The following is a 20,619-nucleotide window of genomic DNA, read 5'->3' on the forward strand; positions in this document are numbered from 1 at the left end:
AGGCGGCGGCGATCGATGCAAACGATCTGTAGTCCTCACGCGCAATGAGGCTCCTGCAGAACGTCGGGAGGGCAATATCTCGATGCTACGTTGCGTGAGAATTTCATCTTCGCGAGGATCGCGTTGCATTTGCAATGTCGCTGATCCGGCGTCACGGACACCAGTGAGGGTTCCAATGGGGGATTCACGGGTGCCGAGAGTTCGCGCAAGACGTCCGCCCGTGAGTTCACGCGCGATGCCCGGAAGCAGCCCCGCTGCTAAACGCGCTCGTCTGCTATGGACCAGTTGCCAGAGGCTGCGACCTATTCATGCAGCAGCGATTGCCAGTCCGGAGGCACCGCGCCGTCCGGCCCGGGCACCGGCTGGTCCAACGGATGCGCGTGCGGGCCTTGCAGCTTCGGGCCCGCGAAGGGCTGTCCCGTGCGATAGTCGTAAAACCACCGTTCGCCCGGCTCGAAGCTCGTGATGATCGGGTGACCCGTCGCCGCGTTATGCTTCGTTGCATGCTGATTGGGTGACGTATCACAGCAGCCGATGTGACCGCATTCGACACATCTGCGAAGATGAAACCACCATCCGCCAGCAGCCGAGCATTCCGCGCAACCCGTTCCGCTTGGCTTGGCCGCGAGGTTGATGCCATCCCTGTCAGACTTCATCGATCCACTCACTGAAAGTGATTGCGGTCATCGCAAATCTTCGCCGCCATCGCATTTTGCCAGTGTTTCGCCCGACGGGTCAACCTCGCGACATCAGGGAGCATCTCGCGGGAGAATTGGAGAGGCGTTCACACAAAGTTGCGGCGATGCACAGGCGTGACGCGAGGCATCGTTCGGCGACGAAAAATCGGCGTATTCCAATCCCCAACAATCATTGCCCCGCTGCGGCCGCACCACAGACAGCGGAGGGACGAAACGTTCTGCCGATAGAAGCACCACAGGCCTTGGCTTTGCCAGTTCGTCACGGGAGACGTGCAACATGAACAAATGGGATCAAAAATCTCGAGGGCATCACGCCTGCCCCACCTGCTACGGCCCGCCCTCGTCGCGCCGCGGCTTCCTCGCGGGCGTTGGTGCACTTGGCCTGGCCGCGGCCGTCCCCGCCGTTGCGGTGCACGGACAGACCAAGCCGGCGCTGATCGATACTCACCTTCATTTCTATCCGCCTGAGTATCAAAAGCTCTGGCTTGGCTACGAAGACGCACGCAAGCAGCCGCACTTTCCCGGCCAGGTGGCCTGGACCCGCGAGAAGCTCGTCGAGGACATGGACCGCAATGGCATACGCACAGGCATCCTGTCGGTCGCCTCCACGCCAGGCGTGTGGTTCGACCTCGGGCCGGCGGAAGCCGGCCGGCTCGCGCGCGCCTGCAACGAGTACGCGGCGGACATGATGCGCGACCATCCGGGCCATTTCGGCCTGTTCGCGACCTTGTCGATGCAGGACGTCGATGCCACGCTCAGGGAGATCGAATATGCGTTCGACACGCTGAAGGCGGACGGGATCGGGCTGCAAAGCAGCTACGGCGACAAATGGCTCGGCAATGCCGCTTACAGGCCGGTGTTCGAGGAGCTGAACCGTCGCAAGGCGGTCGTTTATGTGCATCCGCTGGTCGCGAGTTGCTGTAGCGCGCTCAGTGTCGGCACGTTCCCGGCGGTGATCGAAGTCCCGCACGACACCACACGGACCGTGACGAGCCTTCTGCTCAGCGGCGCATTCGCCCGCCACCGCGACATCAAATGGCTATTCTCGCACGCCGGCGGCACGATACCGATGATGGCCGGGCGCATCAATTCATTCTATGGGGCGCGGCCCGACCTGAAGGAGTTTGCGCCGGACGGAATCGAAGGCGAACTACGCCGGCTTCACTACGACACCGCGAATGCGACTTTCGCGCCGTCCATGGCCGCGCTGCTCAAGCTCGTGCCCGCCTCGCAGATCACCTATGGCAGCGACTATCCGTACTTCAGCCTTGGCCAGTTCGCGCAGTTGCAGAAGCTTGGCCTCTCGACAGACGATCTCGATGCGATCGGCCATCGGAACGCGACACGTCTCGTTCCCCGGCTGCAGGGTTAGAGGATCATCCCGAAAAGCGTGGAGCGGGCTTCGGAGCCCGATCGGCCTGCGAAATCATGCTTCATTGCGCGATCGTTTTTGCCGGATCGGCCCATGACTGCGGCGCCGGAGGCATGGTGCCATAGACGCTGATACGGCCTGCTTCGCAGTGAAGGAATGTTGTGGCGACCGCGTCGGAATACAATCGCGCCGAGGTCGGGCTCAGCCGATCAGCCGACAACAGCGCACCCGTCGCGACCAAAGCGGACGACAATGCGTTGAACAGCCCCTGAGAGGCAATCGGATCGACGCCATCGCCGCATCGCCCACTGCAATCCAACCTTCGCCCGCGGCCTCCGAGAGGAGGCAAGCCGACGCGTCCACGCTGAGCAGCGCATCTCCAGCCGGTGTGCCGGATCTGCGAATGCGCCAAGTCTGCACACGCCCTCGCGGCCCACTGATGCGGTAAGACCAGGTCGGTCCATCGCTGCTGTATTCGAGCCACGATGCGGAACCGGCCGTCGCGCCGTCAGCCGCATCCTCGACCAGTTCGGCGACCATGCGATCCCGGGCGGCCACGCGCGCGCCCCGGCGCCGCGCAATCGCGGCGGCGCGCCCCGTTGCATCGACAACGATCTCCGCAAGGACGAGCTTCGTCCGAGCGCTATCGCTCGCACGACAGATAACGCCGCGGTCCGGCGTGACGCCGATTGCGCGCAGCCCGTAAAATGTAACCCCGACGGCGACAGCCTCGTCGCGAAGGCGCTGGTCGAAACGGCCGCGATCGACCACATACCCGACGCGGCAGGGATGACGCAGAAAGTCCTCGTAGTCCGACGCGCCCGAACGGTGTGTTCGTCGAATCCCGAGACAGGCTCGGGCGATCGCCGGATCGTCGAGCAGATGTTCAAGTCCCACCGCCGCGACAGTGACGAGCGAGGCCGGAGCAAGCAGCTCAAGCCGCGTCGTCGGCGTGACGCCGGAATCTGCGACAATGACCGTGCGGCCCCTAAGGGCCAGCAGGCGTGCGGCGGTCAAGCCGGCAGGCCCCGCGCCGACCACGAGACAGTCGGTGCGCAGCACGTCCAAGGTCAGATCTCGCCCGGGCGATAGGTCCGCTTCGGCGGGGGAGCCGTCTTGCGTGCACCGCGCCGCTGCGCCAGGCCTGCCGTCGTCTGCGGCAAGAAAAGGCTCTCCATGTCTTCGGCCGCGTGGTACTTCGGATCGGCCGTGACATCGATCGGCCCGCTGCTGTCGCGGCGTCCCTGCTCGACCCGCAGATCCTGCACCGGCAGAGATGCAGGCGCGTTCTTCACCGGCAACACCATGCCGAGCTCGGACCATTCCGCAATCATGTTCGACAGGCGGTCATAGTAATCGTTGCCGCGGATGTCGCGCAACCAGTCGACCCGGTTCATCAGGTGCTTGAAGGTCTGCTGTTGCGTCGCCTGGCCGAGAGGCGCGATGGCGGCCGCACGCAGATAGTTTCCGTCTGCCAGAACCTGATCCGGGGCACGCGGTCCCCAGAACGTCGGCATCGACAGGAACGTCGACGGGAAGTAGTCGGCCGCCGAATTGCACGAGGTATGATCAGTCTGCCACGGCACGCCAAGGAAGCGGGTGAGGCAGCCGGCTGCGACACCATCGTGCGGACCATTCGCGCCGGTGCAGACCGCCGGAGTGAGAGTACCCCCGAAGTCCTGCCGCGCTGGTTGCTCACCGGCCAGGACCTTCAGCCGATACGCCGATGCCCACATCAGCGGAATCCGCATCACCCATGTCATCTCCATCGCGGGATGGAATGGGCCGCCGAGACAATCGTGCAAGGATGCGCGCTCGAGATGCTTGACCTGGACCTCGGGAGGCAGGGCATCGAAGTCCTGCGCCTGCGGCGGCTGGTGCGACGGCCCGTCGGCGTCGAATGTTCCAGCAGCCCAGCGCTTGAGGTGCGCGTACTGGGTCTTCGTCACGGCAAGCAGCGAATTCGAAGGCTTCGGCGGACCTTCGAAGAATTGGTCGACCGCATCGCCGAACACCTGCGCTATCTGATCTTCGATCAGTGCGCCGCTCGCGCCTGGATCGCGAAACAACGCCAGCACGGCCGCGCGCCACGCCGCATTCGCAGCAGACGCGTCGTTGAGCTTGGCGAGGACTTGCGCATTCTGCGCGTCGAGCGGCGAGCCAAAACCATGAACGACGAAGAGCCCGTGGTTGACCCATTGCAGTCCGGTCAGGCGCTGAAAGATTGGTTGCACGTCGTTGACGAACGAGGTCTTGACCGGTCGTGGAATCCAGCCCTTGTCGTAGAACACTTCCCGCACCACGTCGTCCATCGTGACGAGACCGAACAGCCCCGGCGCGTAATTCGGCGGCGTAACGCAGACATAGCCGGGCTCCGCATCGATCGGTGCATGCCCCGCAAATGTCACTTGCGCCCGCACCGGCCCGTCGCTGACGTCATCGTGCCAACCTGGATTGTTGGCGAAAGTCAGGGGCCGGGTCCCTTTGCGGAAAGGCCGCGAAACTCCATTGCCGCCGAGGAAGATCAGCCGCCCCTCCTCATCGGTACGAAGCTCGCCGAGATAGACCGGCGAAGCCCAGAACGCGCCATCGTCCAGCCTGATCGGGCCAGCCCCCTGCCCCGCGATGCTTCGCGGGGTTGGCGTGATGTCGAGCTTCCACCTGGCGTCCGGCAAAACCAGCTCGCGATTTCGCTGCAACGCGTTCTGGCTCAGCGGGCCGAGGTCCATTGCCTGGTTGAACTCGTACCAGCCGGCCTTGAGGTTTGCGATGCAGACGCGCCACTCGATCTTCGCGGATGCAGCGGTCACCTCCTGCACGCTGCCGTCCTTCATGTGGGCGTAGATGCGGAAGCGCGCGGCTTGCCGCTTGATCTCTCCGTTCGCGGTGCGAAAGTCCTCGACAAAGCGAGCCGGCTGTTCCGGCGTCGTGCCGGGCAAGGTCGACGCACCGCCGATCATCTCGGGGCCGATGACGTAGTCGCCGGCGCCTTGCGCGTTGCCAACGCGGGCGACGCCGATGGGCGGATAGACTTTCAACGCTGCAATTGCGTTTGGATCGATCATCGTCTGACCTCGATATCAAAAGGGATTGTCCAAAAACGGAGGCGTCGCACGAGACTTGCCGCGAGGCCATCAGCGCGGATGGTCCGGCTCGTCGATCGGCTGTCCGTTCAGGCTGCGCCTCAGGGCGGCGGGCTTCTCGCCGGCCTCGATCCGCCGCCTCTGGAATTTGTCGATGAACGAGGCGCGGATGTCCTCGATCGGCTCGAACTCCGAACGTGGCGGCGCGGTGCTCTGCGGAGCAGCTGCCGCGCCGAGCCCACGCGACTGAAAGCGATGCAGCATCGAACGTCCTCCGCGCAAATAATTCGCCGCAGAACTTGCTGTGCGGGGGCCTTTCGCAACCGGCTCCGACAACAGGCTATGTCAACCGCGCTGCGTCCAAATGACCGATCCGCAGGGTTGGCTTTGTTCAATTATAGCGAGTAGTATAGTATCAATGTAGACCTAAAGTCCACGCGACAAAGCGAAGCTCGCGTTACGGGTCATCAAAGCCGGAACAACACCATGTGCATGATGTGCGTGCATCGCGGCTCGGGCGTTCCCAGACTCAAACCTCGCAAGCGCCGCCCGCTCGGCCTCGCTCAGCCGCAGACCGGCGTGCAGGTGCGCGGCGTCGAGATCGTCCAGTGCGTTCAGGACGTGACGAATTCGGTGCCGCTGGTCGCCGATAAGGCGACGCTCGTTCGCCTCTATCTTGAGCCGACTTCGGTGTCGCAGCCCGGTCAGATCACCGCGGAAATTGCGTGGAGCCGGAGCGGCGGAGGCGACACGTTCCTCCCGGCCCTCAACTCGCTTCGGGTAGACCCGGGCTCGCCCTTCAGTCTCCGCGAACAGCGGGAAGACATCGACAAGAGCCTGAACTTCCGCCTGCCGGCCGCGGCCATCGGCGCGGGCACACTCAACTTGCGCATCAGCCGCATCTTTCAGCCCGGAGGCGGCGACCTTCCGGCGGCGGCGTTCAACATCGCGCCCGTCACATTCGCGGCGGCGCCGCCGCTGCGCATCCGGGTGATCGGCCTTCGATACAAAGCGGGCACGACGACCGTCACACCCGCTGCGGTCCACTTTTCGTATCTCAGGTCGTTTCTCAATCGCGCCTATCCTGTCGCCGCGCTCGAATGGTCCCACATGGTGGTGGACGCGGATTTTGCCGCACCGTTCGACGACTCGACGGTCGATCTCGCCAATGCCCAGATCGCCGCGCTGCGAAGCCGCGAGGTGAGCAGCGGCGTCGACCCGCGCACGCACTATTACGGTCTCGTCGACGATAACGCGTCCAACAACTTCATGCGAGGAAAGGCGTTCGCGATTCCGGGCACGCCCCAGCCGGACACCGTCGCTTCCGGACCCGCGGGCGTGCCGAACGGATTTGCCGGCGATCGCGACGCGTCGTACGCCGACTGGTACGGTGCTCACGAACTCGGACATACGTTCGGCCGGTTTCATCCGGGATTTCCCCCCGCCGCGCAGGACGCGAGCGATCCGACATTCCCTTATGAGAACGGCTGTATCAGCAAGCCGGACAACAAATATGTCGGTGTCGACACCGGGGATCACGAACTCGGCCTGCCGGCCGCTGCGTTGCCGGGGCTCACATATCACGACGTGATGACCTATGCAGACAACCAGTGGCTATCGGCGTACACTTACCAGGCGATAATGACCCGGCTTTTGGAAGAGGACGCCCTCGGTCCGCCGGTCGCCTAGGAGGATCCGATGAAGACCGAAATCAAGACCGGATCATTCGTTCACGTCGTCGCCACCATCAACAAGACCGCTGGTGACGGCAAGATCATGTATGTGAACCCGTCGGTCTCCACCATCGCGTCGGACGCCGCCACCGACAAGGACGTGGAACTCGTAGCCTACGACGGCACCGGCAAGGAAGTCTACCGTGAGCCAGTCGTGATCCGCCGGTCATCTGCTGAACCCGACCGGCCGAACGAAGTCGGTCTGATTCAGGCGGACCTTCCGCGGGTGAGCGGCATGAAGTCGGTAAGCCTCCAGCTCAAGGGGAAGGAGATCAGCCGGTACGAGGCCGGGGCGGCACCCTCCGGGCCGACCGCAGGCGCCACCTTCGGACTTGAGCTTGCCGGGGCTGCAGCAGCCAGCCGGCGGCCATTGAGGATCGACCAACTCGGCGGTTTGCAGCCCGTCGCCGGCGTAACCTACTCGGTCCAGGTCAAGCCGGACAACAAGTCGACGTGGGACACGATCGCAGTGAGTCGTCCCACCCCGGAGGTGGACGTCGATCGCAATCAGTTCGCCGGCGCCAAACGTGCCGCGGTACGCGTGTTGCGGACGACCGGATTCGACGAAGAAATCATCGCGGAAGATACGGTCGACTTGAAGTAGTCGCCCGCCACGAGCCTGCGCGTGCTTACCGACGGCATCGCACATTGATCCCGTCGAGGTCCAGGCCGGATACGCCGTCGACGCTTGATCTGGATCAAACCCGCCGCGGCATTGCCATCCCGGAATGGGTACGGCCGCGCAGAAAGCGCCGCCCGTAAGCCAAGGAGATGATCGATCATGACATCCTCGAATTCCCTGCGTACCTTCGTTCTCGCCGGAGCCGGCGCCCTGCTATCAGGCACAATCGCTCAGGCCGGGCCGATCCCGACGCATCTTTCGACGATGAAATCGATGGTCGATCAGACCACCACCGAAGTGCGCTGGGTCGGCGGCTGGCGCGGCGGCGGCTACGGCTATCGCGGCGTCGGCTGGGGCTACCGCGGCGGCTGGGGTTATCGCGGCTACGGCTATCGCGGCCTCGGTTACGGTGTGGTCGCCGGCGCGGTCGTCGGCGGCGCAATCGCGCGGAGCGCCTATTACGGCGGCTATGGCGGGTACTACGGTGGCTACTCTGGCGGTTATCCCGCCTATGGCTATGGCTACCCGGCCGCATCGTATTACGGTTATGGCGGCGGCAACTACGGCTATGGCTACGGCGGCGACAATTGCCCGCCCACCGGCAGCTACTGGGCCTACTAGCGGGAAACGTATTCGCCGCTTCGGAGGATGGCTCGCCACGGGCCGCCATTCTCCGATGAGCCAATTCACCCCTGTGCCCGCGGGCGAGTGCACCTCATCCCTCGCCCGCCGGCGGGACGACATACAGCGTCAGCGCAAACACCGCATAAATGAAGATCATCAGGGCGCCGACGAACCATGCCGAGCGTCCACTGGTGGTGATGAAGGTCGCCGTGACTGTTGCGATCATCACCATGGTGACGGCGCCAGGCCAGAACTGAAGGTTCATTGGCGTCGGTCCCACGACATAGCTGAGCAGCACGAGCGCGGGTGCAACGAACAGCGCGATCTGGGAGGCGCTGCCGAGCGCAATGCTGACGACCATGTCGAGGCGGTCCTTGCGCGCAGCGGCAAGGGCAACTGCAAATTCGGCAGCGGCGCCAACCAGCGAAACGATGATGAACCCGACGAAAGCCGGACTCATGCCGAAGGTCTCCGCCGCCTTCTGCACCGATTCCACGAAGATCTCGCTCACCAGCGCCACCAGCACGGTGACGGCCAGCAGCGTCCCAACGGCTAGCCCGATCGGCCAGTGCGCTTCCTCCTGCTCGCCGTGATCGGCGCTTGCGAACAATTCCTTGTGCGTCCCGAGCGAGAACCACAGGCCAAGCGCGTAAGCCGCGATCAGCAGGACTGAAATGCCGACGCTAAGCTTGTGAATGACGCCTCCGTCCTGCGGCAAATGCTCGAGGTCGGCGACTGCCGAGGGGGCCAGCAGGGCGACTGTCGCCATCAGCAACAGGCCGGACGACAGGCGCGCGCCGGCACGGTTGTACTCCTGCACGTGGTAGCGCAGGCCGCCGAGCAGCAGGCAGGCGCCGAGCATGAATGTCGCGTTGGTGACGATGGCGCCGGCAATCGAGGCCTTCACCAGCATGTACTCGCCTGCCCGCAGCGCCGTGATGGCGATGATCAGCTCCGTCAGATTGCCGAGCGTTGCGTTGAGCAGTCCACCCACGGCATCGCCGGTTCTGGCGGCGACCGCTTCGGTGGCGTGGCTGAGCAGCGCCGCCAGCGGCACGATCGCAAGCACGGCGAGCACGAACAGCAGCGTGTGGGAATGCGGGGCGACCGCGTCCGCCACCAGCACGATGGGCACGAAGACCAGCATCCAGAGCAGAGGTGTATCCCGGATTTCCCTGAGCAGGGTTGTCATATGGGCCGCCCTTTCCATGGATGCGTTGATGGAAAGGTCCGGCGGCGCCGCGGGGTGAGTCTTGATCTGGCTCAAGCGGGCCAGAGGAGACGGGCCACTGGACGTCAGGAAACGGACGTCGCGCATGATGAGAATGCGCCCTTGTCCCCGACCGCTGGCACGATAGCATCATGCCAGTGTTTTGCCCGACGGGTCAACGTGATCACTGTCACGAAGGTCGTCGCGACGCGCTCCGAAAATCCCTTATCGATCAAGGAGCCTGCTACTGTGCATGGGGTTGTTTTTCGAGTTTTTGTGTTGGCCCCCAAAAAAATCGCAGGCATCCGCGACGATGGCTCACTCCGCCTGCAAGATCTCCGCGATCGCAGCACCTGCCGCGATGGTGCCGAGCTTGCCGCCGACGTCGCGCGTCGCTCTGCCCTCGCCGATCGCTTTCGCCACCGCGGCTTCGATCGCACGCGCCGCTTCCTCGTAGCGGACGGCGCCGCTCTTCTCGCCGTGCCAGGCCAGCAGCAACGCGGTCGACAGGATCAGCGAGACCGGATTGGCAACGTCCTGCCCCGCGATGTCAGGCGCCGAGCCGTGCGCGGCCTGCGCCATGGCGAAGCGATCACCGACATTCAGCGAGCCGCCGAGACCGAGGCTGCCGGAGAGCTCGGCCGTGAGATCGGACAGGATGTCGCCGAACATGTTGGTGGCGACGATGACGTCGAAGCGATCGGGGTTGCGCACGACATGCGCCATCATGGCGTCGACCAGGATGTCGTCGACTTCGAGGCCGGGATAGCCCTTCGCCGCCGTGCGGCAGATGTCGAGGAACATGCCGTCGCCGAGTTTCAGCACATTGGCCTTGTGCACGATGGTCAGATGCTTCCGCCGCTTCATCGCCAGACGACAGGCGGCGTGCGCGATACGCTCGCAGCAGAGGCGCGTGATCCGGCGCAGCGAGATCACGACGTCAGGCGTGACCAGCATCTCGCCATTGCCCTGCTCCATGTTGCGGTCGGCGTAAAACCCTTCGGTGTTCTCGCGCACGACGACGAGGTCGAACTCGCCGAGCCGGCCGGGCCGCCCCGCATAGGTGCGCGCGGGCCGGACATTGGCGTAGAGGTCGAGACTCTTGCGAAAGTGCCTGGACGGGTTGATCTCGCCATGCGCCTCGTCCTTGAAGTCAAAGGTCGCGGTTGGCCCCAGGATCAGGCCGTCGGCGGCGCGGACGATGTCGAGCAGCTCGGGGCGTACCGTCGTGCCTGATAGCTTCAGGCTCGCATGCCCGACCGCGTGCTCCTCGAGCCGCAGATTGAGCTGGAAGCGCTCGGAGGCCGCACGCAGCACGCCCGATGTCGCGGCCGTGATCTCCGGTCCGATGCCGTCACCGGGCAGAACGACGATTTGCATGGTGATCCCCCAAGATTGCAGCAGCTGGCGCAATCATACGCCAGCCGCCGGCCGCATCGCCTCACCTTCGCGCATACACAGCATGCAAGCATATGCCTGTGGAAGCGGCCTTCGGCGTAGTACATGCCGAAAGTCCCCTTTCACCACGCCGCCGGAGCAACGCGCCAGGCAATGACAATCACGTTACCTGCCGCCGCGCGCGAGCCCGATCATCCCATTGCCGACGGCCTTCCGGCCACGCAGCGGCGCTGGGCGATCGCCGCCATCTTCACCGCGCTGGCGATGGCCTCCCTCGACACCGCGATCGCGAATATCGCGCTGCCAGCCATTGCCGCCGATTTGCACGTCACGCCGGAGCAATCGGTCTGGGTGGTCAATGTCTACCAGATCGCGCTGGTGGCCACTTTGCTGCCGCTCGGTGCGCTCGGCGAGATCGTCGGGCACCAGCGGATCTATCTCGGCGGCCTGATCCTGTTCACCATCGCCTCGCTGTTCTGCGCGGTGGCGTGGTCGCTGGACAGCCTGCTGGTCGCGCGCACGCTGCAGGGCCTGGGGGCCAGCGGCATCATGAGCGTCAATACGGCGCTGGTGCGCTTCGTCTATCCCGGCCGGATGCTCGGCCGCGGTTTTGGCCACAACGCGCTCGTGGTCGCGACCGCCTTCACCATCGGTCCATCGATCGCCTCCGCCATTCTCGCAGTCGGCCCATGGCCCTGGCTGTTCGCCGTCAACATTCCTTTCGGCCTCGTCGCGATCGGGATCGGCTTTGCAATGCTGCCGAAGACGCCGCGCGCCGATCATGGCTTCGACTTCCTCGGCGCAGTCCTTGCGTCCGCCTGCCTCGGCCTGTTCATCACGGGAATCGGCAGCGCCGCGCACAATCTGTCGCCTGTTGTCGTGGGCATCGAGCTGATCACGGCCCTCGCACTCGGCTTCATCCTGACGCGCCGGCATGCCGACCATCCCGCGCCGATGCTGCCGATCGACCTGTTCAGCCGGCCGATGTTCGCGCTGTCGGCAGCGACCGCGGTGTGCTCGTTCGCCGTGCAGGGCCTCGCCTTCGTCTCGCTGCCGTTCTATTTCGAGGACGTGCTCGGGCGTTCGCAGGTCGAGACCGGCTTCTTCATGACACCCTGGCCGCTGGTGGTCGGCATCATGGCGCCGATCGCAGGGCGCCTCTCCGACCGGCACGCGGTCGGCCTGCTCGGCGGCATCGGGCTCGTGCTGCTCGGCCTCGGCATGGCATTGCTCGCGATGCTCCCGTCCAATCCTGCCATTCCCGACATCATCTGGCGGATGGTGATCTGCGGCATGGGGTTCGGCTTTTTCCAGGCACCGAACATGAAGGCGGTGATGTCGAGCGCGCCGCCGCACCGCAGCGGCAGCGCCTCCGGCATCGTCGCGACCGCACGCCTGACGGGCCAGACCACGGGCGCGGCGCTAGCCGCCCTCTGCTTTGCGCTTGCCGGCCACGACGGCGCAACCGTCGCGCTGGCCCTCGGCGCCGGCTTTGCCGCGCTCGGCAGCGTGATGAGCTTCCTGCGGCTGGCGGTGAAGTAAGCCTTCAGGCCAGGTGCCGGGCTGCGGTGGTGTCGAGCGTCGCAGCGGTCGGGATGACCGTCTCGTCATCGAGCGCAGCGAGGCGCCCGTCGATGGCTTCGATGACCTTGCGCGAGAACGGCCCGAGATGCGCATAGGCGGCAATCATCTGCACCGCGATCCGTGCCGATGACGTGTCGCGCTTGGCGCAGTTCATGAAGGTCTGCCACAGCGGCCCGCGCGCTTCGGGAAGGGCGGTGACAACGCGGTGCACCGTCTCCATCGCCCCGACCCGCGAGCGGATGTCGCCCTCGGCGAGCTCGGGGCGCTGCCTGGATCGGTCGAGCAGCGTCATCAGGCGGTCGACGCGTCCTGCGTAGGCGGCGGGGCTGTAGATGTGCTCCAGCACCCGCTTGTAGTCCGTCAGGATGTCGCGCAACGGGCGGACCGGATCGAAGTTGATGCCGTCCGTGCACTGATCGGCGCCGATGGTCGGCGCCAGATCGTGGCCCGGATGCAGCCGGCCTTCACGCTCGAGTCGGCGCGTGAGCTGCGTGTTCGGCAACGCATAGAGCAGGCCGACCATGGCGACGGGAATCGCGGCCTCCTCGATGAAATCGATCATCGCTTCCGCCATCGAGACCTTCTCGGTGTCGAAGCCGACGATGAAACCCGCGGTGACGAGCATGCCGGCGGCATAGATCTTGTGGATGCTCTCGGCGATGTTGCGCCGCGTGTTCTGCTTCTTCCGCATCGCGACCAGCGTTGCAGGGTCCGGACTTTCGATGCCAACGAAGATGCCGAAGAAATTGGCCGCGCCCATCAGCTCCAATAGCTCGGGATCGTCGGCCAGGTTGACCGAGGCCTCGGTGGACAATTCGAAGGGATAGCCGTGCGCGCGCTGCCATTCGGCGAGCTGGGGCAGGAACTGCCGCAGCGACTTCTTGTTGCCGATGAAATTGTCGTCGACGAAGTCGAGATGGCCGCGGTAGCCCATCCGGTAGAGCGTCTCGAGCTCGACAAACATCTGCTCGACCGTCTTGGTGCGCGGCACACGGCCGTAGAGCTCGATGATGTCGCAGAACTCGCAGGTGAACGGACAGCCACGCGAATATTGCACACCGAGGTAGAGATAGTCCTCGAACTTCAGGAGATCGAAGCGTGGCACCGGCGTCTTTGTTACGTCGGCCTGGAATTTCGGCGCAGTGAAGACGCCGGCGCGGGCCCCGCTTTCCCAGGCCGCGATGAACTCGTCGATGACGCTTTCGGCCTCGCCGAGCACCCGGAAGTCGGCCCGTTCGTAGACATGGGGGCTCGACGTCGGATCGGGTCCGCCGACGACCACCGGCTTGCCGGCGGCGCGGCAGAGTTCGATCAGGCGCAGCGTATCGGCCTGCTGCGGCAGCATGCCGCCGGTGAACACGACATCGGCCCAGGCGAGATCCTCGTCACCAAGGGGCTGGGTGTTGCAGTCGATCAGCCGGACCGTCCAGTCCTTCGGCAGCATCGCGGCCACCGTGATCAGGCCGAGGGGGGCCGCGGGTCGCTTCACACCCATCAGCTCGCAGGATTCGCCAAAGCTCCAGAACGACTCCGCCAAGAACAGCGGATAGAGCATCAATACGTTGCAACGCTGCGGTACGTTCATGGAATCCCTTTTTGCTTCGTCCCAGTGTACCAGAGCGCGTTCGTCTTGCACCCCGGTAAAAAGGACAAACTGTCGCCGCAATGCAGCGCCGACGGGGCCTGGAACCGGCAATCACAGCCGAAAGTCGTCTCAAACCGCGTATCTGGCGTTTAGGGCTGGAACCCGGTCCTGGGCAGAGCGGGCAATCAGCCGCGCTCGCTGGCAAGCATCTTCCGGCTGCTCGCCAGGACGTCGCTGCACCAGGCGAAGAACGCGCCGAGAAACGCCCGGCCGGCCGCATCGGTGCGGGCGTGCTGCCGCAGCGTCTCGAACCCCTGCTCCATCCGCGACGCATTGCGCGCGAGCAGCGCGCGGATGTCGCTGCGAACCTGCGGGTCGTCTTCCTGCTCCAGCATGTGCACGTCGAGCTGGGTGACGTGGATGAACGAATATTGTGCGTGCAGCACTGCGGTCATTGGACGCGGCCGGTCGACCACGATCGGGCTGGGATAGAGCTCGTCCTGCGGATTGCTGATGATCCGGATCGCATTCTCGTTGGCGACGCCGAATGCCCTCAGCTTGTGATGGGCCATTTCATGGACGATCGCCTGCGCGGTCGCGAGCGGGCAATTGACCGTGAGGCCGATGACGCCGAACCGCGCGTCGACCGAGTGGCTGGCCGAGCCGAGCCGACCGGGCCCCTCGGTCGGCTGCTCGGTGTCGTGATAGCACTGGATGGTGTGCACGATATCAGGCCATTGTTTCGCAGCGAGCGGCCAGCGGCGGACGTAGTGCAGCGCCTGCTCCAGCGCCCGGATGGCTTGCGCGTCGGGGACAAACCGCGGCGCCGGCAGCAGCGGATCCTCCGTGCGCAGGGCAACCCTGCCATCCGCAATGGCCGGCGCACCGTTCACCGGGGGACGCTGCGGCGGCAGCGGCCGCCACGGCGTCGGCTCGGTGTCGATCAGGCCGAGGGCGACGGCGGTATCGTGGCCGTCGGCCTGCGGTCGTGCCGTGCGTTCCCAGTCAATCGACGTCGCGTCCATGGCGATCTCTCCTTCGAACCGGTCAGTGCGGACGACCACTCGTCGTCGAGAGGGCCGCGGAGACGCGCCCTGCGCGTCCAGGCAGCAAGGCAAATCCCATCGATGCCGCAAGGGTGTCCATATCCCCAAGCCGGTGCAGCGATCGGTCGGTGCCGATCACGATCACCGATTTCGCGATCGCGCGGACAGCGGCAAGCGGTTCGCGGCCGCCAAGCCGTTCCGCATCGACGAAAGCGAGGTCGACGCCATCAGGTGCAAGACGCGACAGCGCCGCAATCGCCGCGATGCTGGTCCCGCCGAGTACCGGCAATGACGCACCGAGGCGCCGGCGCGCGGCTTCAGCTAGCGCGGCATCTTCCTCGGCACCGTATAATCTCAGCTTTGGCCTCGTCTGCGCGATCAATTCCAGCAGCAATCCATCGCCGCATCCGACATGCACGGCCGATCCCGCGCGGCGCAGCGCAGCGGTCTGCTCCCAGACCACCGTGCTGAAGCGCGAGCGCATGGCGAAGGGGTTTTCGAAACCGGCCGCTTCAAATCCGCCGCCGAGTTCGGTGAGGATATCGGCGCTGTCCGCGGGCTCGACCGCTGCGGCCTTTCGCTTGTCCAGGTGCGTCGCCGCCGCGCGTTGACGAGGCCGCCGATGCGACGGTGTGCCCTCATCGGACAGCCATGTGCAGCGGAAGGTGGCCGTCGCAATCTCGGCAACGCCATTGACAAACGACGCACACACCGTCCAATCCGCCATCTCTTCGAGCCAACTCATTTCCGCGGCCAATCCCAGCTGGCGGCCGAGATCGATGAACTCACGCGAACGATCGCGCGTAGCGGAACAGTCCGCAGAACAAGGCCCGTGTCTCACCGGCCCCAGTCCCAGAACCGCGAGCGCGACATGGGCAGGCACGGCCGCTTTCTCCTCGCGCGCGAGGATGCCGGCCAACGGATCGCTTCCGCCACGCCGAAGATGGTCCGCCCAGGATCTTGCGCAGCATGCGGGATAGCCGAACCGTATCGCCGCCTGCTCCTGGCCGTCCGCCGCCGGCTCGGCGATCGATGTGTCGAGCGGCGCGGCGCCGATCAGGAACGCATAGTCGAGCAGCCGCTTCGGTTCGGCGATCGATGCCTCAAGCGGCCAGTCGACGGCATAGCCAAGCGACGCCTTGACCGGCTTGGCCTCCAGGCCAATCGCGCGCGCCCGCTCGGTCAGGGCGTCGATGCCATCATAGCCAGTCCACACCAGCGTGGCCGGGATGCGCTTCCGGCGCACCATCTCGAATTCGATCGCTAGCGCCGCATGCCTGAGGCGATCCAGACGCGGCTGCCAGAGCGCGCGCGCCTGCGGTCCGGTGAAGCTGATGCGCTGAGTCGCTGCCTTGGCGACGGCTGGCTCCCGCGGCGCGGCCGCGAGCGGAGGACGGGGCCAGGTCAGCCAGCAGGTCGGCCAGGCGGACGTCATGGTGCGTCCGCCTGCTGGAGCAACGAATGCAGGGTCGGATTGTCGCCGATCGACCAGGCGGCGATCATCTTCGCTTCGAGATCGGACCGGCGCTCCAACCGGCTGATCGCGACCTCATCGTTCGCCTGAAGCTCGGTCTCGATGTCCTCGAACAGGCCGAACCACACCGGGCAATCGATCGAGCGCATCCGCCAGTCGCCGTCGATCGCGGTGCCCGGACAATTGCCCTTGCACGCCAGGAAGAACCGGCACCCCTCGCATCCGCCATCGGCCTGCGGCGTCCGGTAAAGCGAGAGCTGGCGCTCGAAGGCCTCGCGGCCGGCACGCAGATGGGTCACGCCATCCTTGTTGGTGCGGCCGCAATTGCCGAGCCGGCCATCGCTCTCGACGCCCACCACGGCGCGCGTTGCATAGGGATCGCAGGCGTGGAAGACGCATGAGGTCTGCGCGTCATCGCCCCTAAGCATCGCGGCCATCTCGGCGAAGATGTCGAACTGGACTGACAGCAGCTCCTGTTCGAGCCGGCGCAGTCGCCTCAAGGCCGCAAGGTTCTCCTGCGCGGTGAGCGCGAGACCCTCGCCCCCTTCCGTTTCGTCCTGCTCCAGCAGGTGCAGGCGCAGCTTGCGCACGCCGAGGCTACCGAGAAACCCGATCCACTCGCACAGCACGCCGAGCCGAGCCGGCGCGGCATTCATCCGGTTGAGCGTCACGATCACGTTTGGCGGCATGCCCTCCCGGCACAGCGTCTCGATCGCCGCCTCGATGCGCGCCGTCGCACGCCGCGTCGCCGCCAGGCTGCCGGCCCAGCGAGCATCGTTGAGCGGTCCCGGCCCGTCGATCGAGATGCCGACGCGCACGTGGTATTTCCTGAAGAGCTCGATGTCGCGCTCCTCGATCAGCGTGCCGTTGGTCTGCATGCCGACGCCGCCATGGCGGTCGAAGCCCAGCTGCATCAGGCGTTCGAGATCGGGCCGGCGGGTCAGCATGATCTCGCCGCCGAACAGGCTGAAGGGTTCCGCCAATCTGTCCAGCGTCGCCATGATCGCGTCGAGATCGTAACGCGTCGGCACGTTGCCGGCGGTGCGGATGCCCTCCTGATAGCAGTAGCGGCACTTGATGTTGCACTTGTCGCCGAGGGGGCGGACTTCGACGGTCATGGCTGCACCCGTTCGAGGCCTGCCGGTTCATCGCTGGCGTTCATCAGGGCCACGTGCAACCCGTTTTCTTCCGGCGGGGCGATACGCTCGCGTGGCAAAACGAATCCAAGCGGAAATTCGGCACGGGCGTCGGCGTCAAAAATCTCGCGGCCGGCCTCGGTGACGAGCGACAACACTCTGCCGTCGATCTCGATCGCAAACCGTCGCGCCAGAATCGCATCCAGTGCGGCCTCGACTGATGCCGCATCCAAACGATCGGCAAGCTGTTCAATGACGCTCAGTCGCGTGCAGGGATTGCGCAGCAGATTGAGCACGGCGATCTCGGCCGGTGTCGGACAATAGAACGGCTGGAGCGCGCATGCCCGGGTGTCGCTGACGAGATGCGCCGTGCCGACCGCCGTCATCGTCAATTGCGGCGCAAAGGGCTGATCGAACCAGCGCGCACGCCAGGCCGCACTCGCGGCCTTGAGCGACACCAGATCCTGCTCGCGCGCGGCATCGGGTGCGTCGCCCTCGAAGAAATAAGCGAGATCGAAGAGATCCTCGTCAGGGACATCGTAGATCGCGCCATAGGCCGGCATCGGCGTGACGTTGCGGAATCCGATCTCGGCGGCGCGCTCGAAATTGGGGCTGAACCGGTCGAGCCGGATCCGGCCGCAGCCGACCGGCGGCTGAAGGTGTTCGAGCAGCGGGACCATCTTGGCGACGGCGTCGTAGGCGTCGCGTGGCTCGCCGGGAAATCCGTACAGGATCGACCAGACCAGCCCGACGCCGAGCTCGCGGCAATTGCGCAGCAGGCGCAGGTTGAGCAAGGCGCTCACACCCTTGCGCATGAGATGCAGCACCGGATCCGACAGGCTCTCGATGCCGGGCTGCAACCAGACCGTCCCGGCAAGCGCCAGCTTCTCGAGCTGCGCCTCGTCCATATTGGCCTTGATCTCGTAGAAGAAGCGAAAGCCGTGCGCCGGGCGTTCGGCGAGCCTGCCCAGCACGCCCTCGATATGGGACATGCCCAGGATGTTGTCGGTCGCGGCAAAGCGGCCGATGCCGAACTCCGCATGCAGGGTCTCGATCTCGCTGAGCACGCGCGGCGCCGACTTGGCCCGGAACGCCATGCCCTCGCCGTTGAGGCCGCAGAACGTGCAATGGTGCTTCTGCCCCCACCAGCAGCCGCGCGAGGACTCGAACGGAATCGAGGGACGCACGCGCGCAGCTTCAGACATCCAGGGCAGTTGCGCGAAATAGTCGGCGTAGTCGGGGATCGGCAGCGCATCCATCGCGGTCGGACCGGCTGCTGCGCCAGCAGCCGGCTGGTCGCGGGACAGGCATCCCGGTAGGCCGCGAGGCTCTTCGCCGCGCAGGATTGCCTCGACGGCCGGCCCGAACACGGTATCGGCCTCGCCGTTGAAGACATAGTCGATCTGCGCAAAGTTCTTCAGCAGCACCGCGCCCATCGGCCCATGGCAATTGGCGCCGCCGAAGCAGACGACGACGGACGGATCACGCGCCTTGACCGCGGCCGCGATCGCCAGCGAAGCGGCCGTCTGCTCGAACATCGAGGTGAAGCCGATGATCTTGGGGGTGCGTTCGAGCAGCCGGTCGGCCGCTTCCGCCACGAAGGACGGGATCAGGTTGCGGCGGATCTCGTAGAGCTGGTCCAGCCCCTTGCGCTCTATGGCGGCGCTGAGCTCGCTGAGGTGGCGCTGCGCCTGCGGCCGTCCGGGCCGCGTGCCCAGGCAATCGCCGAACAGCCAATCGCCGGCGAGGAGATGGCTCGGCAACTTCTCCGCAAGCTGCTCGTTCAGATCGAGCCCGATGCGGTCGGCGAAGAGCAGGTTCAGATAGAGCGTCTCGGCCCGAATGCCCTTCTGCCGCAGCAAGGCCTGCAACAGGCCGAGCGCCGCCGACGGCCGCACCACCGACATCACCGGCGCCGAGCAGAAGAGGACATCGACGCTCATTGTGCGGCCACGAGGTTGGCAGATGCGGCTTGTCCGTCCAGCAGGATCTCGCAGGTCTCGATCTGGCCGTGGCGCGCCTCGGCGGCTTCGCGCACGCGCGCCAGCAGCTCTGGCGAGCGGAAGATGCGGTCGCAGGCGGTGCAGATGCCGTCGAAATCCTCAACGCGCATCGGCACGGGATCGGCGGCCGTGACTGCGGCGAGGATGGCGACGGGTCCCTCCAGCCTGATCCATCTGTAGAGCGGATCGTCCGCGGCCGCCTGCATCGCGGCTTCGATCCCTTCCTTCGCGATGTGGCCCACCTTCAGCGAGTCGTAATGGGGAAGCACGCCGCAGCAGGGCCGGATGCCGCCCTCGTGATCGACCGTGACGGTGTGGAGAACGGACTCGCAGGGACCGCGATAGGCGGAGGCGTGGTGAACGCGGCCCGCCTGCGTGTCCTCGTCCGTGCCGTCGCCGCGACCGGTCGAGTTGGCGACGGTCTCATAGATGTTGATGCCGGGCTCGTCCTGAAGACCGAGATCGGCGCGCAGGCTGGCGGCGGTGATCTTCGAACCCGCCTCGACCACCACGGCGATCCGAAGCAGCAGGCCGCATTCGCGCGCAGCGGCGACCGCGTTGGCAATGAAATTCAGCGGCACGAACTCGGCGTGGGGATCGTCGTAAGACAACGTCATTTCGGTGAGCCCGGCCGCGCGCAATTGCCGAACAGCCGCCGTTGCGCGCGCGGGCGACTTGGCCCAGAACGCGCTCGTGGTGATGCCCGCGCGCAAGCCCAGCGACGCGGCCAGTGCCACGGCGTCGGCAACGATATCCGCATGCAGCATCGGATCACCCCCGACGAAATGGATGATCTCCATCGACGGGATCTGTGCGGCCTGCTGAATACAACGATGAACGTCCGCGGCGGACAGGTGCCCGCCGTGAAACATGTCAGATGAAAAGCAGCAATGCGAACATTTGAGCGGGCATTTCAGAGTGACGTTCAGAACGAGATTGGTAGGCGTCACCCTGGCCGCGCGGAAATCGAATAAAAATTGTGCGCCGAACGCCATGGCCGACGACCCCATATCCCGGCTGCCCGGCGAACCGGTCAGCCGGCCATCGTGAT

Annotated in this window: 17 protein-coding genes; 5 read left to right on the forward strand and 12 right to left on the reverse strand. The window is 65.4% G+C overall.

The features are described 5' to 3' along the window. Positions 1 to 302: 302 nt before the first annotated feature. On the reverse strand, positions 303 to 656 hold the full coding sequence (locus AB7290_RS32580; RefSeq protein WP_085404475.1) for a UBP-type zinc finger domain-containing protein: 354 nt from the start codon (positions 654 to 656) through the stop codon (positions 303 to 305). A 319-nt stretch (positions 657 to 975) separates the two neighbouring features. Here AB7290_RS32580 and AB7290_RS32585 point away from each other — a divergent pair, with 319 nt between their 5' ends. After that, positions 976 to 2,070 (forward strand): amidohydrolase family protein, encoded by a 1,095-nt coding sequence (locus AB7290_RS32585; RefSeq protein WP_085404476.1) that lies wholly within the window; start codon positions 976 to 978, stop codon positions 2,068 to 2,070. Positions 2,071 to 2,271: 201 nt separating this feature from the next. Here the strand turns inward: AB7290_RS32585 and AB7290_RS32590 are convergent, their stop codons facing one another. The 3 genes from AB7290_RS32590 to AB7290_RS32600 form a co-directional block, all read right to left on the reverse strand. Then, on the reverse strand, positions 2,272 to 3,132 hold the full coding sequence (locus AB7290_RS32590) for an NAD(P)/FAD-dependent oxidoreductase (protein WP_245344245.1): 861 nt from the start codon (positions 3,130 to 3,132) through the stop codon (positions 2,272 to 2,274). An 8-nt stretch (positions 3,133 to 3,140) separates the two neighbouring features. Next, a complete protein-coding gene (locus AB7290_RS32595; protein ID WP_441254233.1) occupies positions 3,141 to 5,135 on the reverse strand; it encodes a LodA/GoxA family CTQ-dependent oxidase in 1,995 nt (664 codons plus the stop codon). Positions 5,136 to 5,204: 69 nt separating this feature from the next. Beyond that, a complete protein-coding gene (locus AB7290_RS32600) occupies positions 5,205 to 5,417 on the reverse strand; it encodes a hypothetical protein (protein WP_085404479.1) in 213 nt (70 codons plus the stop codon). A 222-nt stretch (positions 5,418 to 5,639) separates the two neighbouring features. Here AB7290_RS32600 and AB7290_RS32605 point away from each other — a divergent pair, with 222 nt between their 5' ends. The 3 genes from AB7290_RS32605 (at position 5,640) to AB7290_RS32615 (ending at position 8,129) form a co-directional block, all read left to right on the forward strand. Next, on the forward strand, positions 5,640 to 6,842 hold the full coding sequence (locus AB7290_RS32605) for a hypothetical protein (protein ID WP_205124604.1): 1,203 nt from the start codon (positions 5,640 to 5,642) through the stop codon (positions 6,840 to 6,842). Positions 6,843 to 6,851: 9 nt separating this feature from the next. Then, positions 6,852 to 7,490 carry a hypothetical protein gene (locus tag AB7290_RS32610; RefSeq protein ID WP_085404480.1) on the forward strand — a complete coding sequence of 213 codons (639 nt, stop codon included), beginning with the start codon at positions 6,852 to 6,854 and terminating at the stop codon, positions 7,488 to 7,490. Positions 7,491 to 7,667: 177 nt separating this feature from the next. Further along, positions 7,668 to 8,129 (forward strand): hypothetical protein, encoded by a 462-nt coding sequence (locus tag AB7290_RS32615; protein WP_085404481.1) that lies wholly within the window; start codon positions 7,668 to 7,670, stop codon positions 8,127 to 8,129. Between the two features lie 94 nt (positions 8,130 to 8,223). Here AB7290_RS32615 and cax read toward each other — a convergent pair whose 3' ends face one another. Then, positions 8,224 to 9,324: a calcium/proton exchanger gene (gene cax, locus AB7290_RS32620; RefSeq protein WP_085404482.1), complete on the reverse strand. Its 1,101-nt coding sequence runs from the start codon at positions 9,322 to 9,324 to the stop codon at positions 8,224 to 8,226. A gap of 336 nt (positions 9,325 to 9,660) precedes the next feature. Next, on the reverse strand, positions 9,661 to 10,722 hold the full coding sequence (locus tag AB7290_RS32625) for an isocitrate/isopropylmalate dehydrogenase family protein (RefSeq protein WP_085404483.1): 1,062 nt from the start codon (positions 10,720 to 10,722) through the stop codon (positions 9,661 to 9,663). A 171-nt stretch (positions 10,723 to 10,893) separates the two neighbouring features. On the opposite strand from AB7290_RS32625, the gene AB7290_RS32630 reads away from it, so the two are divergent. Beyond that, on the forward strand, positions 10,894 to 12,282 hold the full coding sequence (locus AB7290_RS32630; RefSeq protein ID WP_085404484.1) for an MFS transporter: 1,389 nt from the start codon (positions 10,894 to 10,896) through the stop codon (positions 12,280 to 12,282). Between the two features lie 4 nt (positions 12,283 to 12,286). Here the strand turns inward: AB7290_RS32630 and AB7290_RS32635 are convergent, their stop codons facing one another. The 6 genes from AB7290_RS32635 to AB7290_RS32660 form a co-directional block, all read right to left on the reverse strand. Beyond that, entirely contained in the window at positions 12,287 to 13,909 is a 1,623-nt protein-coding gene (locus AB7290_RS32635) for a B12-binding domain-containing radical SAM protein (RefSeq protein ID WP_085404485.1), read from the reverse strand. 185 nt (positions 13,910 to 14,094) lie between these two features. Continuing rightward, positions 14,095 to 14,934, reverse strand: coding sequence for an aKG-HExxH-type peptide beta-hydroxylase (locus AB7290_RS32640; RefSeq protein ID WP_085404486.1), 840 nt, complete (start codon positions 14,932 to 14,934; stop codon positions 14,095 to 14,097). Positions 14,935 to 14,956: 22 nt separating this feature from the next. Beyond that, complete coding sequence (locus AB7290_RS32645; RefSeq protein ID WP_085404487.1) at positions 14,957 to 16,390, reverse strand: hypothetical protein; 1,434 nt, start codon at positions 16,388 to 16,390, stop codon at positions 14,957 to 14,959. Further along, complete coding sequence (locus AB7290_RS32650) at positions 16,387 to 17,547, reverse strand: radical SAM protein (protein ID WP_085404488.1); 1,161 nt, start codon at positions 17,545 to 17,547, stop codon at positions 16,387 to 16,389. The genes AB7290_RS32645 and AB7290_RS32650 overlap by 4 nt, the downstream gene beginning before the upstream one ends. Continuing rightward, positions 17,544 to 19,508: a RiPP maturation radical SAM C-methyltransferase gene (locus tag AB7290_RS32655; RefSeq protein ID WP_244623184.1), complete on the reverse strand. Its 1,965-nt coding sequence runs from the start codon at positions 19,506 to 19,508 to the stop codon at positions 17,544 to 17,546. The genes AB7290_RS32650 and AB7290_RS32655 overlap by 4 nt, the downstream gene beginning before the upstream one ends. Beyond that, complete coding sequence (locus tag AB7290_RS32660) at positions 19,505 to 20,578, reverse strand: radical SAM/SPASM domain-containing protein (RefSeq protein WP_349642921.1); 1,074 nt, start codon at positions 20,576 to 20,578, stop codon at positions 19,505 to 19,507. Before AB7290_RS32660 ends, AB7290_RS32655 begins: the two co-directional genes overlap by 4 nt. Positions 20,579 to 20,619 lie beyond the last annotated feature (41 nt).

The organism is Bradyrhizobium sp. 613_E4_N2_2 (genome assembly GCF_052075995.1).
In the GTDB taxonomy this organism is placed as follows: Bacteria; Pseudomonadota; Alphaproteobacteria; order Rhizobiales; family Xanthobacteraceae; genus Bradyrhizobium; species Bradyrhizobium barranii.